Annotated in this window: 14 protein-coding genes and 6 pseudogenes; 14 read left to right on the top strand and 6 right to left on the bottom strand. The window is 68.8% G+C overall.

The window, feature by feature from the left end:
- Positions 1–565: 565 nt before the first annotated feature.
- Positions 566–793, bottom strand: coding sequence for a hypothetical protein (locus tag RBJ77_RS21665; protein ID WP_372346552.1), 228 nt, complete (start codon positions 791–793; stop codon positions 566–568).
- Positions 794–960: 167 nt separating this feature from the next.
- On the bottom strand, positions 961–1,107 hold the full coding sequence (locus tag RBJ77_RS21670) for a hypothetical protein (RefSeq protein WP_372346553.1): 147 nt from the start codon (positions 1,105–1,107) through the stop codon (positions 961–963).
- A gap of 1,102 nt (positions 1,108–2,209) precedes the next feature.
- Here RBJ77_RS21670 and RBJ77_RS21675 point away from each other — a divergent pair.
- Positions 2,210–2,973, top strand: a pseudogene (locus RBJ77_RS21675) (DUF6879 family protein).
- A gap of 356 nt (positions 2,974–3,329) precedes the next feature.
- Positions 3,330–3,515: pseudogene (locus RBJ77_RS21680) on the top strand (hypothetical protein); the annotation flags it as partial.
- A gap of 1,444 nt (positions 3,516–4,959) precedes the next feature.
- Here RBJ77_RS21680 and RBJ77_RS21685 read toward each other — a convergent pair.
- Positions 4,960–5,391 (bottom strand): annotated as a pseudogene (locus RBJ77_RS21685) (Rrf2 family transcriptional regulator).
- A 128-nt stretch (positions 5,392–5,519) separates the two neighbouring features.
- Between RBJ77_RS21685 and RBJ77_RS21690 the strand changes: the two are divergent.
- From RBJ77_RS21690 to RBJ77_RS21720, 7 genes and pseudogenes are all read left to right on the top strand, one after another.
- On the top strand, positions 5,520–5,744 hold the full coding sequence (locus RBJ77_RS21690; protein WP_372346554.1) for an SDR family NAD(P)-dependent oxidoreductase: 225 nt from the start codon (positions 5,520–5,522) through the stop codon (positions 5,742–5,744).
- The gene (locus RBJ77_RS21695; protein WP_372346555.1) at positions 5,672–5,950 is read left to right on the top strand and encodes an SDR family NAD(P)-dependent oxidoreductase; all 279 of its coding nucleotides are present in this window, start codon (positions 5,672–5,674) and stop codon (positions 5,948–5,950) included. The genes RBJ77_RS21690 and RBJ77_RS21695 overlap by 73 nt, the downstream gene beginning before the upstream one ends.
- 1,525 nt (positions 5,951–7,475) lie before the next feature.
- Positions 7,476–7,676: a DUF6879 family protein gene (locus RBJ77_RS21700; RefSeq protein ID WP_372346556.1), complete on the top strand. Its 201-nt coding sequence runs from the start codon at positions 7,476–7,478 to the stop codon at positions 7,674–7,676.
- A gap of 47 nt (positions 7,677–7,723) precedes the next feature.
- The gene (locus RBJ77_RS21705; protein ID WP_372346580.1) at positions 7,724–7,843 is read left to right on the top strand and encodes a DUF6879 family protein; all 120 of its coding nucleotides are present in this window, start codon (positions 7,724–7,726) and stop codon (positions 7,841–7,843) included.
- 295 nt (positions 7,844–8,138) lie between these two features.
- A pseudogene (locus RBJ77_RS21710) lies at positions 8,139–8,210 on the top strand (hypothetical protein); the annotation flags it as partial.
- A 251-nt stretch (positions 8,211–8,461) separates the two neighbouring features.
- Complete coding sequence (locus RBJ77_RS21715; protein WP_372346581.1) at positions 8,462–8,650, top strand: hypothetical protein; 189 nt, start codon at positions 8,462–8,464, stop codon at positions 8,648–8,650.
- Positions 8,560–8,955 (top strand): Scr1 family TA system antitoxin-like transcriptional regulator, encoded by a 396-nt coding sequence (locus tag RBJ77_RS21720; RefSeq protein ID WP_372346557.1) that lies wholly within the window; start codon positions 8,560–8,562, stop codon positions 8,953–8,955. Before RBJ77_RS21715 ends, RBJ77_RS21720 begins: the two co-directional genes overlap by 91 nt.
- Before the next feature lie 886 nt (positions 8,956–9,841).
- On the opposite strand, the gene RBJ77_RS21725 is transcribed toward RBJ77_RS21720, so the two are convergent.
- Positions 9,842–9,997, bottom strand: coding sequence for a hypothetical protein (locus RBJ77_RS21725; protein ID WP_372346558.1), 156 nt, complete (start codon positions 9,995–9,997; stop codon positions 9,842–9,844).
- Between the two features lie 825 nt (positions 9,998–10,822).
- On the opposite strand from RBJ77_RS21725, the gene RBJ77_RS21730 reads away from it, so the two are divergent.
- A complete protein-coding gene (locus tag RBJ77_RS21730; RefSeq protein ID WP_372346559.1) occupies positions 10,823–11,308 on the top strand; it encodes a hypothetical protein in 486 nt (161 codons plus the stop codon).
- Here the strand turns inward: RBJ77_RS21730 and RBJ77_RS21735 are convergent.
- A pseudogene (locus tag RBJ77_RS21735) lies at positions 11,283–12,096 on the bottom strand (GNAT family N-acetyltransferase). The gene RBJ77_RS21730 and the pseudogene RBJ77_RS21735 overlap by 26 nt on opposite strands.
- Before the next feature lie 246 nt (positions 12,097–12,342).
- Between RBJ77_RS21735 and RBJ77_RS21740 the strand changes: the two are divergent.
- The 4 genes and pseudogenes from RBJ77_RS21740 to RBJ77_RS21755 form a co-directional block, all read left to right on the top strand.
- A pseudogene (locus tag RBJ77_RS21740) lies at positions 12,343–12,555 on the top strand (helix-turn-helix domain-containing protein); the annotation flags it as partial.
- A 47-nt stretch (positions 12,556–12,602) separates the two neighbouring features.
- Positions 12,603–12,959 carry a hypothetical protein gene (locus RBJ77_RS21745; RefSeq protein WP_372346584.1) on the top strand — a complete coding sequence of 119 codons (357 nt, stop codon included), beginning with the start codon at positions 12,603–12,605 and terminating at the stop codon, positions 12,957–12,959.
- 338 nt (positions 12,960–13,297) lie between these two features.
- Complete coding sequence (locus RBJ77_RS21750; protein WP_372346560.1) at positions 13,298–13,552, top strand: hypothetical protein; 255 nt, start codon at positions 13,298–13,300, stop codon at positions 13,550–13,552.
- A 183-nt stretch (positions 13,553–13,735) separates the two neighbouring features.
- Positions 13,736–14,554, top strand: a complete 819-nt coding sequence (locus tag RBJ77_RS21755; protein ID WP_372346561.1) for a hypothetical protein — start codon at positions 13,736–13,738, stop codon at positions 14,552–14,554.
- Between the two features lie 164 nt (positions 14,555–14,718).
- Here the strand turns inward: RBJ77_RS21755 and RBJ77_RS21760 are convergent, their stop codons facing one another.
- Positions 14,719–14,916 (bottom strand): hypothetical protein, encoded by a 198-nt coding sequence (locus RBJ77_RS21760; RefSeq protein WP_372346562.1) that lies wholly within the window; start codon positions 14,914–14,916, stop codon positions 14,719–14,721.
- Between the last annotated feature and the right edge of the window lie 122 nt (positions 14,917–15,038).

A 15,038-nucleotide genomic window follows, 5' to 3' on the forward strand; every position in this document is an offset into this window, starting at 1 on the left:
CACACACACACACACACACACACACTAATAATAATGTAATAATAATGGGTAATATCAAATCTGTCGTCATCACATGTCGAGCAGGCGCCTCACGTACCAGCGGGAAGAGCCGCGACGGTCGGTGAACCAGGCCGCGCCGAAAATCGAGTACTACCGCGTCGTACCTACGGGTGTCGTGGCGCAGGAAGTCGAGTACCGCCGCACACGAACTCGGCCCTGTACGGCCCACCGCTCGCCGGTCTTCTTGACCATGACCGGGAGAGGTCGATGCCGCGGGCCGCGATGCCGCGCCCGGCGAGTGGGCCAGGCGCGGCCGGTGCCGCACCTCCGATCTCCCAGGACGCGGGCCGGCTCCCCGAGCAGCGCCGGGGCCGTGCCCGGCGTACTGCGTCCAGGTGGAACACCGGCTCCATGTCGCCCTTGAAGGCGGATTCCGCGTAGGCGTCCCAGTAGTTCCGGTCTCGGCGGCGATGCCGTGTTCTGCGGGCACTGCGGTCCTTTGCGGTGAGACGGGGGAGCGCTCGGGGGAAACTGGGGCGGGCGTTCGCTAAGCGATCAGTGACTGTCAGGCACTCTGAGGTCGTCGCACGGCGAGCAGGTTGGTGCCGTCCGAGGCCCATACAGGTCCGCGCTCGCTGAAGCCCTGGCCCCGGATCACGTCCACGGTGCGCTGCACCAGGCCGTCGGTGCGGCGCCGCACGAGCGGTGCGTGGTGCTTGTATGCCCTGCCGTTGCAGACGCGGCAGATCGCGAAGAACACCGGGCTGTCCAGGATGATCTGGTGCACCCCCATGTTCGCGATCTTGCCGATGCCGATGTCCGATGCCGATGCCGATGCCGATGCCGATGCCGATGCTGATGCCGAGGTGGAGGTCGCCGTTCCATCGCGGTGATCAGGTACATCACCGCGTTGCCCAGGGATCTCCTCCGCCCACAGCCGGGTCAGCAGGTTGTCGCGCATCAGCAGCGCGACCTCACGGTCCCACAGACGCCCTCGCTGCCGGGGGCATCGAACACGCTGCAGGTGCACTCCTTCACGAACGGGCGGACCGCGTTGAGCAGTTCGCGCGGGTCCCGGCTCGCGGTGGCGAACGGTCGTTCGGCCAAGACAGTCACGGTGATTCCCTTCCGGTTGGGATCATGGCCCCGCTCCGCCCGTCCGATCCGGGCGGCACGGCCGAGCGGGCGTTCAGGGAGCGGCAGCGGGCCCCTGCCGGGAGGCGACGCCGTCCCCCACTGCCGCTCGGTCTCGGGGTGCCGTCCACGTAGCGCGGGAAGCCGAGCGAGCCGGCCGGATGGTCGTCCAGCGGGATGAGCCCCAGGGCGAACTGGCAGACGGGGCAGAGGTAGATCGATGTGCCCGCCGGACGCCGACGTGCTCCAGGGCGACCGCCACCGGCTGCTGGTGGTCCGGCGGCACTCGCGGCAGACTGCGTGCTCATCGCGCCCCGCCGTCCCGAGCAGCGCGGCGCGCAGGCCCAGAGTTCGACGTACTCGCTGGTGTACGGATGGGGACCAGGCCCAAGGACCGGTCCCGGTACAGCCGCGCGCCGCACAGCCGCGCAGGCCCAACCGCGCAGCTGGTCGCCGGTCAGGCGCGCCGGATCGGGAAAGACGGTGGTCTTCATGCGCCGCTCCCTACGCGATCAGGCTGCGTTCGATGAGCCCCGCCCGCAGTTGTTCGGCGTCGTCGGCCGGCCGGATCCGGTCCGGGTCGGCATCCCACTCCCGGCCGCCGGTCCGGGCTGCCTCAGCTGGACGTACGGCCGACGCTGCCTATCGCCGGCCCGTCTTGCCCGTCTCGGTGTCGACGACCAGGGCGCCGGCGCTCCGCAGTGCTCACGTTCACGGCCCCCTCGCCGGATCACGTCTGCCAGTCGTATGGCCACCTCAGGACGGATGCGTCCCAACTCCACAAGATCCAGATGCGGAAAGGTGTCGTCGACCCCGAGGGACGGGATCACGATGTCCGCCTCGCTCAGAGCTGTTCGCAACTGCTCCACCGCTCTGCAGGGCGCGGACCGGTGCATCGGGTGTGGCCATGACCGGGACGCTAGAGATCAACCACCGCGCTCGTCCCCGGAGTTGCTCGGAGTTTCTTGACAGGATCCGGAAGGTGCTCGAAGTTTCTTCTAGAGGTGTCCAAGCCCCATGGCCCGGATCCCGCGCCGGCGCCAAGCTGTGATCAAACCCGACGAAGGGGGAGATCATGGCGCGACGACTGCGCTGCAACGGCACAGGGAAGCGGCGGCACCGGATGCCCGACCGTCCACGAGGACCTCGACACAGGAGATGTGATCTTCCACGGACCGCCTCTCACCGACCCCGGCGACATCGGCCAGCTGGAGCACCTGTCCGCCGGCGAAGTCGCCGTGGTCATCCCCCGGCACGTCGTCGTCGACTTCGCACCCAAGGAGCTGGAGCGCGTGCCCCGCATCATCGGCCTGGACGAATTCGAGGATCTGTTCCGGACCTTCGAGCATTCGGCCTGGCGTCTTGAGAGCAGGCGGCGCTACGCGAGCGACGACGCCACGGAGACCTTCCGCGAGTTCCTCGCCACCGGGTCGGCGACCTGGGGATCCCGACGATCCGTACTGCGCGCTCATCCGCCCGCAGATCGAGCAGGGCAAGACCATCGGCCGGGTCCGGGTCCTTGACGATCCCCCGACGGTCGGGCAGCTCTACCTGCTCGACAACGCCCGGCGCAACAGCGAGTTGGGCGAGAACATCAAGAGCCCTGACGCGGGCCGATGCCGAACGGCTCCGGCTGCCGCGCGAGGACTTCTGGATCTTCGACTCGCGTCTCGTGGCACGGCTCAACTCACGGCGTCGGACGACCTGACCGACGTGGAACTGATCACCGAGCCCGCCCAGGTGGTGCGGTACTCGATGGCCCGGGATGCGGCGTGGAACCACGCCGTCCCGTACGAGTACGCCGCGGCGAAGTACGCCGGAGGCGACCAGTCTGAATAGGTGCACTAGGTGAGTACGGATTTCCAGCAAGCCCGAACGGCCCTCGGGGTACGCCTTCGAGAACTGAGACTGCACTGCCCCGAGGGGCCGACTCACCGGAGAACAGCTCGCCGGGCGCACCGGCTGGAACAAGTCCAAGGTCTCCAAGCTGGAGAACGGCAAGCAGACCGCCACACCCGAGGACCTCACCGCATGGGCGCGGGCCACCGGCCACGAGAGTGCCATCGAGGGACTGCACGCGCAGCTCGCCGGCTTCGAGTCGCTCACCCGCTCATGGCGGCGCCAGCTCGCACAGGGGGCACCGCCCGGTACAGGAGACCTTGCTCGCGGAGCACGAGCGCACCTCCGCCTTCCGGATGTGGGAGAACTCCGCGATCGTCGGCGTGCTCCAGACCCCCGGAGTACGCCCGCGCCATGTTCACCCGGTACACCGAACTGTGGGACGCACGCCCGGACATCGAAGAGGCGGTGCGGGCACGCATCGAACCCAGAAGTGGCTCTACTCCGGGACGAAGCAGTACCACGTCGTCCTGTGGGAGGCGGCGCTGTACGCACCGATCTGCACGCCGCAGGCGCTCGCGCTCCAGCTGGACCGGCTCGCGGGGGATCGTCGGCCTGGACACGATGCGGCTCGGGATCGTCCCGCTCACGTCCTCACTCAAGATCCCGCCGGGGAACGGCTTCTGGCTCTACGACGACCGCCTCGTGGTGGTCGAGGACTGGCACGCCGAACTGTGGCTCCGACACCCCGGACGCCGTGGCGTCCTACGAGAAGGTGTGGGACACCCTCACCGAGTCGGCGGTCTACGGGGCCGACGCGCACCGGATCATCCTGCGGGCCCGGCATGCACTGGATCCTCGGTAGCGTCCCGCGGCGGCATGCGCCCGGCGGACTGCGGACCAGTCTGGAAGGCAGGGCCCACTGCTTGCCGATGGCGCTCCGAGAGGCAGTACGCCTACTGCAAGTGGTTCGCGGCCCCGTTCCGCCGGGCGCCCTGCGACCGTAGGGCCCGGAGCATGGTCACCGTCAGGCCCGCTCCAGCCGTCACTGAACGGGTGGCGATCCCGTGACGGCACGCGCGCGGCCAGCCTGCTCGCGAGGCACCGTGCAGCGTCCGCCCACTCGTCATCGCCCTCGCCGAACCAGCCCAGGACATCGATCGCATCCTGCGCCTCTTCCAGCGTGAGGTCCGGCAACCGCTCATCCATGGACACCCCGTGCTCGAGATCATGTGGGCAGTACGGTAGGGAAGCTCAATGGGGAACGGATGTCCCTGTGGATGAATCGAAGCCCTCCTCCTCACCCCCTCAGAACGCGGACGGCTGCGGCACGAGCATCCCGGGCACATCCACTGTGGGCCTCCTCCTCCCGGGGACATCTTTCAGCCAGTTGCGCGTGATGTGCGCTCAATCTGTCCTGGGCCACGGCCAGTTCAGTCACCACCACCAGGGCCAGGGCGCGCAGACGGGCCACTTCGGCCGCCGGGCCCTCGGCAAGTCCCAACTCGGCGATCCGGCGGGCCGTTGCGTTCGTCTGCTGCGTTCCACGGCCGCCTGTTCGCGCAGGTCCGGAATTATGGCCGCGCGCCAGCAGCTGGTCGATGACCAGTCGGTCGAAAGCGCCCGGAAGCGGCCGACACAACAAGCATCCACAACTCCCTCGCCGTGGTGTAGCCGTCGCCGACGCGGCGGTTCGTGAGTGCTCGCTGCGGACGTCCGGCTCAACATCGGCGATCAGCGAACCGCGCGTCAAAGCCTCTTTCCAAGCCCCAGATCCGCGATCGCCGGGAGGGCAGTTCCCGCCGGCCGAGGCCGGCAGCATCATCGCCCGTCAGTAGTGCACAGACCCGGTACGTCCCCGGCGCACGATCTGCTGCAGTTTCGGCCCTTCCTGATCGGTGAGTCTGCGTATCCGCACAGGCTCAGCCACCACACCTCCAGCGGTCGGAACCGACGTCACCGCCCATCCAGCCGCCCCACACAGCACTAGCGAGGTGCCGCGAGCACGTCCCGAGTACGTTCTCGAGCGTGACGCGGGCCAGCTCGTGTCTCAGGGTCTCCTCGATACCCTCGTAGACGCCCTGCATCGCGGGCTGGATGCCGTAACCCACCACGCATTCCTGGTCCGGGGTGGTGCGGTGCATTGCGAACAGCGGGCCGGGTTCCACTGCCTCGTACACGTCGAGCAGGGTCATCGACCCCAGCTCGCGCGCCAGCGACCAGCCTGCGCCCACACCCCGCCGGGACTTCACGAGCCCGGCCCTGCGCAAGTCGCCAAGCAGCCGCCTGATCACCACCGGGCTAGGTTCGCGCTGGTCGCGATCTGCTCGGAGGTGGCGACCTCGCGCCCTGGCGCTGGTAGAGACCGATCCAGGCCAGCGCGTGGGCGGCAATGGTCAACCTGCTGTTGGCGCTCATGAACTCCTTCCCCGGCCGCAACGCTTCATGTTACGACAGGATCCAGTCGTAACAAAGAAGGTTGCAACAGACTGTCGTAACAATTAGCGTTGCGACTGCCGGAACGGTCAATCAACGAGGTGAGAAGAATGAGCAAGGCACTCACGGGCAAGGTCGCCCTGGTCACCGGAGGGTCGCGCGGACTGGGAGCCGCGACCGTACGACTGCTGGCCGAACAGGGCGCCGACGTCGCCTTCACCTACGTCAGCCCGAGAAGCAGGCGCAGGCTGTCGTCGACGAGGTGTGCGGCAAGGGAGCGAAGGCCGTCGCCTTCAAGTCCGACCAGGCGGACACGAGTCAGGCGCCGGCGCTGATCGACGACGTGGTGGCGCACTTCGGCGGCTCTGACATCCTCGTCAACAACGCGGCGATCTCCGCGGCTGGCACAGTGGACGACCCGGACGCCGACACTGCCGCACTGGACCGGATGCACGCCACCAACTACCTCGGCGTGATCGCGATCATCCGCCGCATCCCGAGCGCTGCGCGCGGGCGGCCGCATCATCACGGTGAGTTCTGACTGGGCTCCCGGGTCGGTACTCCGGGAGCTGCCGACTACGCGGCGACCAAGGCAGGGATCTCGAGGTACACCCTGGGGGTCGCAAGGGACCCGGGCCCCGGGACATCACGGCCAACGTCGTGGAGGCCGGACTGATGGACGGCGGCATGGAGACGAACCCCGAGACCTCAAGACCCTGGTCAGCACGCTGTCCCTGCAAACGCCTGTCACCCTCGAAGAAATCGCCGCGGCGATCGCCTTCTTGGCGAGCTCCTTCCGCGTCGTACGTCACGGGCGCGGTGCTGACGCCCACGGCGGCTACAACGCCTGAAACCGGAACTCCTGCCGCGCGCCCCGAAGGAAATCCCGTCCTCGGGGCGCGCACCGCCAACGGCCCGCGTGCGTGGACGCGCCCTCAAGAGCCCGGGTCGTGATCGTGTTACGAGCTCTCAGGGAGCGGCAGCGGGCTGCCGGGGAGGCGATGTCATCCCCGCTGTCGCTCGGTCTCGGGACGCCGTCCATGGAGAGCAGGGAAGCCGAGCGAGTCCGCGGGGTGCTTCGTCCAGCGGGACGAGTCCGAGCGCGAACTGGCAGACGGCGCACAGGTAGACGATATGCCCGGGGCCGGACGCCACGTGTTCCAGGGCGACCGCCACCGGCTCGCTGGTGGACCGGTGGCACTGCGGCAGGTCTGGTGCTCATCGCGTCCACCGCCCCGGGCAGCGCGGCGCGCAGGCCCAGAGTTCGACGTACTCGCTGGTGTACGGATCGGGGACCAGGCTCAGCGGCCGGTCGCGGCGTACAGCCGCGCGCCGCACAGCGCGCAGGCCCAGCCACGCAGTTGGTCGCCGGTCAGGCGCTTCGGGTCGGGAAAGACGGTGGCTTTCATGCGCTGCTCCGTTAGGCGATCAGACTGCGTTCGATAGGACCTGCTTTCAGCTCTTCCGCTTCGTCGGCCGGACGGATGCGGTGCGGATCGGCATCCCACTCCCGGCCGCCGGTCCGGGCTGCCTCAGCTGGACGTACGCCGGGCCGACGCTGCCCATCACCTCGGCCCGTCTTGCTCCGTCTCGGTGTCGACGACCAGGGCGCCGGCGCTCCACTCAGTGCTCACGTTCACGGCCCCCTCGCCGATCACGTCTGCCAGCCGTATGGCCACATCCGCGCGGACGCTCCCGAGCACCACGAGTCCGAGTTGAGGTGACGCCCGGTCAACTCCAAGGGAGGGGGGCAACGATGCCTGCTCTGCGGCTGAGCGCGGGGCGCGAGGAGACCCAACGACATGTCGGGATCGATCGGTGTCCTGCGGCTTGGTGCGTGTGGCCATGACCAGAGAGCCTGTGGTGCAGGGTCCGGGGCGCAGCCATCCTGGTTTGATCAACGCCCCTTGAAAGGACACGATCATGAGGCGACTGCGCTTCACGGGCACCGACAGCAAGAACGGCGGATGCCCGGCACTGCATGAGGACCTGGACTCGCGCGAGACCGTCGTCCAGGGCAGGCCGCTCACCGACCCCGACGACACGGCCGCAGCTTCAGCACTTCGGTGCCGGGGGATACCGCCGTCGTCGTCCCGCGCCAACTGCTCGTCAACTGGGCACCGAAGGAGATGCACCGCTTGCCAGAGATGATCACGCCGGAGGAGTTCGGCCGCCTCTTCGAGACGTTCGAGCACACGGCCTGGCATCTGGAGACGCGGCGCGGCTACGCCTCGGACCGCGAGGACCTGATTTCGACCGTTTCCTGAGACGGGTCAGGTAGACCTGGGACCTGGACAGCGCCTGGAACCAGAACATCAAACGCCAGACCGAGGCGGGCAAACGCGTCGGCCGAGTGCGCGTCGTCGACCAACCGCCCACCGACGGGCAGCGCTTTCCTCCTCGGCTACGCCACGTGCAACGCCGCCTCGGGTGAGGACGTCGGGTGTCTGTGGCGCAGCGACGCACAGCGGATCAACTTGATCGAAGAGGACTTCTGATCTTTCGACTCCCGGCTCGTCGCCGTCCTGCACTTCGACGACGACGACCGCCTGACCGGCGTCGAGACCATCACAGAGCCCGCCGAAGTGGTGCGGTACTCATGGCGCGTGACACCGCGGTGCATCACGCCGTCCCGTACGAGTACTTCGCGGCACAGGTGGCCGCGACCGAGTGACCCAGCGAGAGTGACCGGTGAGCACGGGACTATCAGAAGGCTCGCAGCGCTCGGCGTGCGGCTGCGGGAACTGAGGATCGGGCGTCCTGACGGAAGGCTCACCGGTCCACAGCTGGCCGGCCTGCTCGGCTGGCCGCACTCCAAGATCTACAAGCTGGAGGGCGGCAAGCAGACCGCCACGCGCGCACGACCTGCGCGCGCTTTTTGGACGCCATCGGGTGGCCCGACGCGTTCGGTGAACTCGCCGCGCGTCTGGCCGGGTTCGAGACCCAGATCCAGTCATGGCGGCGCCAGCTGGCGAACGGGCACCGGCCCGTGCAGGAACGCTGGAACGCCGAAGTCGACCGGGCCCGCGTCATCCACGCCTGGGAAGAGGCCGTGGTACCCGGCATGCTCCAGAACGCCGACTACGCCCGGCACGTCTTCGCCCGGTACGCGCAGACCTGCACGGGTCCACCCGCGACATCGAGGAAGCCGTGCGGGCCCGCGCGCAGCGCCAAGAATGGCTGTTCCAGGCGGGCCACCGCTTCCGCGTCATCCTCTGGGAAGCGGCCCTGCGCTCCCTGATCTGCCCGCCCGCGGTACTCGCCACGCAGCTGGACCGGCTCGCCGGGGTCATCGGCCTGGACACGGTGGAGCTCGGCATCGTGCCCTTCTCCGCCTCCGTCAAGATCGCCCCGGCGAACGGCTTCTGGGTCCTGGACGACCGCCTCGTCATCGCGGGAGGACTGGCACGCCGAACTCTGGCTGACGACGCCGACAGTGTCGCTCTGTACACGAAGGTCGGGAACACCCCGAGGGAGTCCGCCGTGTACGGCGCCGACGCACACAACGTGATCAACGCCGCGCGGTGCGCGCTCAGTTCGAGGTGACGTCCTCGCGTGACTTGGCTGCTGCCCGCTTCGCATGCCCGACAAAGATCCATGCCAGGGCGGCGAAGAACGCCGTCATGACGATGTCACCCACGGACTCACAGTGTCAGCTGCCTTGATCGCGTGCTGATGCCCGCAAGAGCAAGCCCGCCGAACAGCATCGCAAGCAGTGCCCAGAGCACCCTCATGGGTCCTCCAGCATCGAGTCGCAGGCTCACTGTAGAAAGCAGGCCGGCCCACCCGGCAGGTCACTTCGCCCACATGGGGCCCTCTGCGGTGGGAGCACAGCGCGCCAGGGGCGCTTTGCCGGACACCGTCACTCCTGTGACGGCACCCATGCCGACAGTTCTGGAGGCGAAGCGCCGCGCTTCGTTCGCGCACTCTCGTCGTCGCCTTCGGCGCATCAGACCGGGGCCGTCCGTCATCGAGATCGAAGGCGCCGTTGTCTGCTGCAGTCGCACGCAGTGGTTATCGCGGCTGCTTCTGACAGGGACGACTGGTGGTTCCTGTGGAACGGCGTCACCTGGTTCGGACGGAGCCACATCGTGCCTCAGTCTTCTGGATCCACCCTTGGTCCGAGGGCTTCAGCCGCCACAATGAGCTCTTTGTAACCGGGTTCGTCCTCAAGGCGGTATCGGCGCACCATGAAGCAGAGATTGTGAGAACGATTGGGTGCTCGCACTGGTTTGCTGCAACCCGGAACGCCTCTACTGGAACTTGCTGGTATTCGTAGCCGAAGCGATTGAGAGTGGCCAGTAGATTTAACTGAACGACGACGAGGCGGTCGAACCTGTACCTTCCGCCCTCTTCACGTTTGGAGCCCGTCGAGGAATCTGAAGACCACGTCATAGGCTTCCCCTGTCTCGGCGCAAGGCGGGACTCGAACTCACTGAGCGATATCAGGGCGTCCGTCGTCGTACATTGCGTCAGCCAGATCTGTGAGGTGGTCACGCAAGAAGTGGCCGGCCGCGACCCCGCCGTCGTAAGGAAGTCCGCTGAACAGGTCCGCTTTGGTCCACAGCGCGTCAATGCCCAGCTTCATTGCCTCGAGGAGGCGCCGATCCTGCCTCGTCGCTACCACACTGTCCACGTAGAAGGCCTGGCGTTCGATGAGGCGTGAGGGATGCCACCAAGCACAGAATGCGGTAGGAGAACGACCTTATGTAATAACCGAATGCTCGCCCTGGCTCATACGGAGCCATCCATGCCCTTCGTGTTGGAAGAGGTTCCACAACCCTGCTCCTCATCTGGCCACCGGTCTCAAGCGAGTAATCCCTTGTACAGAGCGATCCGATTCCGAAGTTCCTTCTGCTGCTCATAGGGCATACTCACGTCCAGCTTGCGTTGCTGGAACTTCTTGTCGAACCCGTACTGATTGGCGGGCCCCAGGAGCGCCACACCAGCGCCACTGCAGCAGCAACAACGGCAGATGCCAACGGTAAGGGCATGCCAAGCCAGACAGGTGTCATGGACTAAGCGAAGCCGGGCCTCAGAGAGCTGTAAAGCACCCCTCGCGTGGGGGCTCACGCTTGAGGATCAGCGTCAGCTCGATCGCATCGCCCTTGTAGCCCCTCGCTCAGCACGACGGGCCTGTCCTCGCCGAGTGGTTGGTACATGACGCTCGTGCCGGTCGCGGCGACCGCGAAGGGCTCCGCTTTCACCCGCAGGGCGATGCTGCCGGCCGGGTCGGGGGCTCGGTGTGCGGCGGGACCAGGAATGACCGGAACACCGCTTCCCAGTTTTTCGTTGAATGCGCAAGTGTGTGGGTGTACGCAACACATGTGTCACGGTCGACGACCGGCCCGGCACATTCGTGCATCCGCACATCCGTATATCGACACATCGAGACATCGACAGGGAGAACGACATGCGCACACCGTGGAAGCGCGGGACTCGTGGCCGTGGCGGCGGCGACGTCGGGAGCGGCCGTAGTTTCGCCGGCGTCGGCCTGGCCCAGCCCGCCGCGGCCGCCGAGTTCGGAGGGATCACCTTCTACACGAACCACGACTTCACCGGCACGGAAGTGCGCGCGACCCCGCGGACTACGAGTGCCACACCCCTGCCGCAGGCCATGTACTCGGTGCAGAACTACTCGCTCACCCAGTACATGGACGTCTACTACAAGGCCGACTGCGCCCCGGGGTGCCCGACTCCCCTACACCGACGCCGTCCTGCGGCTGGACGGCCTGCAGCAGAGCGGCACCGAGGTCGCTACCGGGTTCCGCAGCTACCGGGTGCTCGCCACGACCCCGTAGCCGCGTACCGGCCCCCGCCCCCGGCCGTGCCGAGTCGTCAGGGACCCGGCATCGGCCGTCCCGCCGTCGGCGTCAGTCCCTCAGCGCGTCAGTCCTGAGCGCGTAGAAACGCATCGGCGAGTTCGGCACGAAGCCGATCCGCGGGTCACCGGAGCCCCGGCGGCGGTCGCGTGCAGCGTCGCCCGGGTCAGCCCGGTGGCGCGGGCGCCCTCGTGCAGTGCCTTGCGGGTGACCGCCTCGCCGTAACCGCGGCGTTCCCAGGCCGGATCCGTGGCGACGAGCGCGACGAACAGGCGCCCTCGGCCTCCACCGCGCCGGCACGGGTCACCGGCACGCCGTCCCGCAGCCCCAGGTAGGCGTGCACCCGGTCGCGCCACAGCGCGGAGCCGGCCAGGCCGTCGCGGCCGTCCTCGACGAGGGAACCCGTAGGCACGCGCGTTGATGTCGGCGAAGGCCAGCAGGTGTGCGTCGGTCGTCACCCGTACGAAGTCCAGCTCGGGTGTGGGCCGGTTCGGGAACGGGCAGGAAGTCCCCGGCCATCCCGGTGCCGGGGAAGGCGTGTTCGAGACCTGCCTGTCCGGCCGCCGCGTCGAGCCCGGCCCGGGCGTCGTCCCGGACGAGGTCGTCGAAGACCCACAGGAAGCCCGGGTGCTCCTTCGACCGCATGATCCCGGCCGCCTCGTCGAGCCTCTGTCGCAGGAGGTCGGACCCCACGCCGACCTCGGTCAGCGTGAGGCAGTTCCAGAAGGCGAAGCGGCAGTCCGCCCAGCGGACGGCGATGCCGGGCAGATCGCGGACGTCCGCGTCCGTCCCGGTCGAGCACCATGGCACGCCAGGCCACGGAGAGCTGTTCCATCGATTCGATCGAGTCCGCCAGATCGTGCACCAGAACCCCTCAGGTCGTCGGTGTCGGGAGCAGCCCGCTCTGTGTGAACGACGCCGGACGTGTGAGGGTTCACCGAGGTGTGCGCGGTGCGCCCCGCACAAGCCTTTGCGACCCGCGCACCCCGCGCACCCCGTGCATCCCGCGCACCCCGTTCGACATGTGAGACACCTCTGCGAATGTTCAATCCAGAACTGCTACGTTGACGGCCTTCCCGGGCCATCGGCACGGATCGGCACGGGCGCCGTCGTGCGGCCCGGCTCGGAGTGGGGATGGACAAGGGGGACGTTCGGCCGGCTGCTGCGCCGGGCACGGCAGCGTTCGCTGCTGACGATCGAGGGCCTCGCCGAGGCGTCCGGGGTGAGCCAACGCGCCATCAGTGACATGGAGCGGGGCCACAGCCTGCCGCGTCAGTCGACGCTCGCCGAGCTGATGGACGCGCTCGGCCTGGAGGAGGACGAGCGGAGCAGCCTGGTGCGGGAGGGCCCTCCCGACGGGCGCCACAGGCCGTGGTGCCCCGCCAACTGCCGCCCGACCTGGCCCAGTTCCGCGGCCGCGACGCGGCCCTCGCCACGGTCCACGACCTCACCGACCGCGTCACCGGCCAGGGCGGACACGTCGTCATCTCCGCGATCGGCGGCATGGCAGGTGTGGGCAAGACGACGCTCGCGGTGCGCTGGGCGCACCAGGTGGCGGACCGCTTCCCGGACGGCCAGTTGTATGTGAACCTGCGCGGGTTCGAGGCGTCGGAACACCCCCTGGACCCCGGTGAGGCGCGTCGGCGGCTTCCTGCGGGCGCTCGGGGTGCCGAGCGGCGACATCCCCTCCGGGCGTCGACCGGCGCGGCGCGCTGTTCCGGGAGCTGACCGCGGACCGGCGGCTGATCGCCGTCCTGGACAACGCCAAGGACCCGGAGCAGGTCGGGCCGCTGCTGCCGACGTCCCCGGGATGCCTGACCATCGTCACCTCCGCAACCAGCTGTCCGGCCTGGTGGCCGTCGAGGGCGCCGCGGCGATCAACCTGGACGTGTGGGGACAGGACGAGGCGCTCGCGGCGCTCGTCGCCAGGATCGGCGAAGAGCGCTGCCGCGAGGAACCCGAGGCCGCCGCCGAACTGGTCGCCCTGTGCGGGTTCCTGCCGCTCGCGGTCGCCGTGGTCGGCGCGCAGCTCAGCAGCGAACCGCGGATGCCGCTGCGCCCTCGCGGTGCGCGAACTGCGGCGGACCCGGCCCCGCCTCGACGCCCTGGCCACCGACGACCTGCGCGTGGACGTGCGCACCGTCTTCTCCTGGTCCTATCGGGCGCTCACCGCCGGGACGGCCCGCTTCTTCCGGTACGTGTCCCTGCATCCGGGCCCGGCCGTGTCCGCCGAGGCCGCCGCCACGCTTCGCCGGGTGCAGCCGGCACCGGCCCGGCGCCACCTGCGCGAACTGGACCGCGGCCAGCCTGCTCTCCCGTGACGCCGACGGCCGCTACGTACTGCACGACCTGGTGCGCGCCTACGGCGGCGAACTGGCCGACCAGGAGGACGACGACCGCCTCGGCGCGCAGGCCCGCCTGCTGGACTACCTGCGCCACAACGCGCACACACACGGCCAACCGCCACGTGTCGCAATCTGGACCCCGAACCGGAGGAGCAGCCGTTGGACGGTGTCGTGCACGTGGTGCTCGCCGACCGCGACGAGGCGCTGCACTGGTTCCGCCAGGAGGAGTCGGCCGTGGGACCCGCCGTGCGGTCCCTGGACGATCCACGGCTGCTGCGCCTGCGCGGCAACTGCGCGCGGGAATGGATCGGTTACAACGAAGTGGTGGGCCGCTGGTCCGAGGAGATCGGGACGGCGCGCGTCGGGCTCGAAGCCGGTCTCGCGCTCGACGACCCGGTGGCCACCGTGCGCAGCCGCTCGAACCTGACACGTGCGCTGCTGGAGACGGGGCACACCGAGGAGGTCGAGGCGTCGATCGACGCGATGCTCGCGGATCTGCACCGGCTGCCGCCCGAGGTGCGGGCCCGTATCGAGTGCGAGATCGGGTTCTTCCGCATCCGGCAGGGCCGCTTCACCGAGGCCCTGCTCCATCCGCGGCGGGCCCTGGAGATCTACCGCGGGATCGGCCGGTCGGACGGGGTCGCGAGCACGCTCAGCAACGTGGGCTGGGTCCTGGCCCACCTGGGAGTACGAGGCGGCCATCGCCACCCTGCGAGGAGGCATTGCCGCTGCTGCGGCAGGTGGGGGGACCGCCGGTTCGAGGCGGGCGCCTGGGACGCGATCGGCCGCGCCCAGCAGGGACTCGGTCGGCTCGACGCCGCGATCACCGGCTACCGCACGGCGTTGCGGCTCTTCGAGGAACTCCTCGACGACTACAACCGGGCCGGAGTCCTCGACCACCTCGCGTCCGCCCAGCTGGAGCAGGGGCAGGAGGCGGAGGCCCGGGCGAGAACTGGGTCCGTGCCGCCGAGCTGTTGACCGCCCTGAGCGCGTGCGCGACGCCGCGCAGATGTGGGCCAAGGCGGAGTCCCCTGCCGCCGAGGGCGGACTGACCCTCCCGGAACACGTCAGTCAGTTCACCGGTGAGTACGTCAGTGAGTACGGTCAGTGAGTACGTCAGTGAGTACGTCAGTCCAGCGCCTTCACGCCCCCGACACAGCGGCCTCCAGGAAGGACCGGTCCGCCCCCGCGCTGCCCATGACGCGCAGTCCTTGGACGAACGTGGTGAGGAAGCGGGCCAGCTCCACCGGGCTGTGGGCGGCGCGCAGTTCGCCGCGCCGCTGAGCCCGTTCCAGCGCGTGGGCGAGCACCGATTCCATCGCGGCCATGGCCGATCTCACCCGCTCGACCGTGGCGGGGTGGCCGGTACGCTCGGTCGCCGCGCCGACCAGCGAGGCAGCTCTGCTCGGGAGCGGCGAGGTCGGCCGAGGCCAGGGCGAGCAGCAGGTCGCGCACGGTGACG

This window comes from Streptomyces sp. KL116D, from assembly GCF_030766975.1.
GTDB classification, from domain to species: Bacteria; Actinomycetota; Actinomycetes; order Streptomycetales; family Streptomycetaceae; genus Streptomyces; species Streptomyces longispororuber_A.

Excerpts from the sequence above, each read along its gene's own strand:
- RBJ77_RS21665 (WP_372346552.1), bottom strand. The coding sequence starts at position 793 with ATGGGGGTGCACCAGATCATCCTGGACAGCCCGGTGTTCTTCGCGATC.
- RBJ77_RS21725 (WP_372346558.1), bottom strand. The coding sequence starts at position 9,997 with ATGAAGCTGGGCATTGACGCGCTGTGGACCAAAGCGGACCTGTTCAGC.
- RBJ77_RS21690 (WP_372346554.1), top strand. The coding sequence starts at position 5,520 with ATGAGCAAGGCACTCACGGGCAAGGTCGCCCTGGTCACCGGAGGGTCG.
- RBJ77_RS21730 (WP_372346559.1), top strand. The coding sequence starts at position 10,823 with ATGCGCACACCGTGGAAGCGCGGGACTCGTGGCCGTGGCGGCGGCGAC.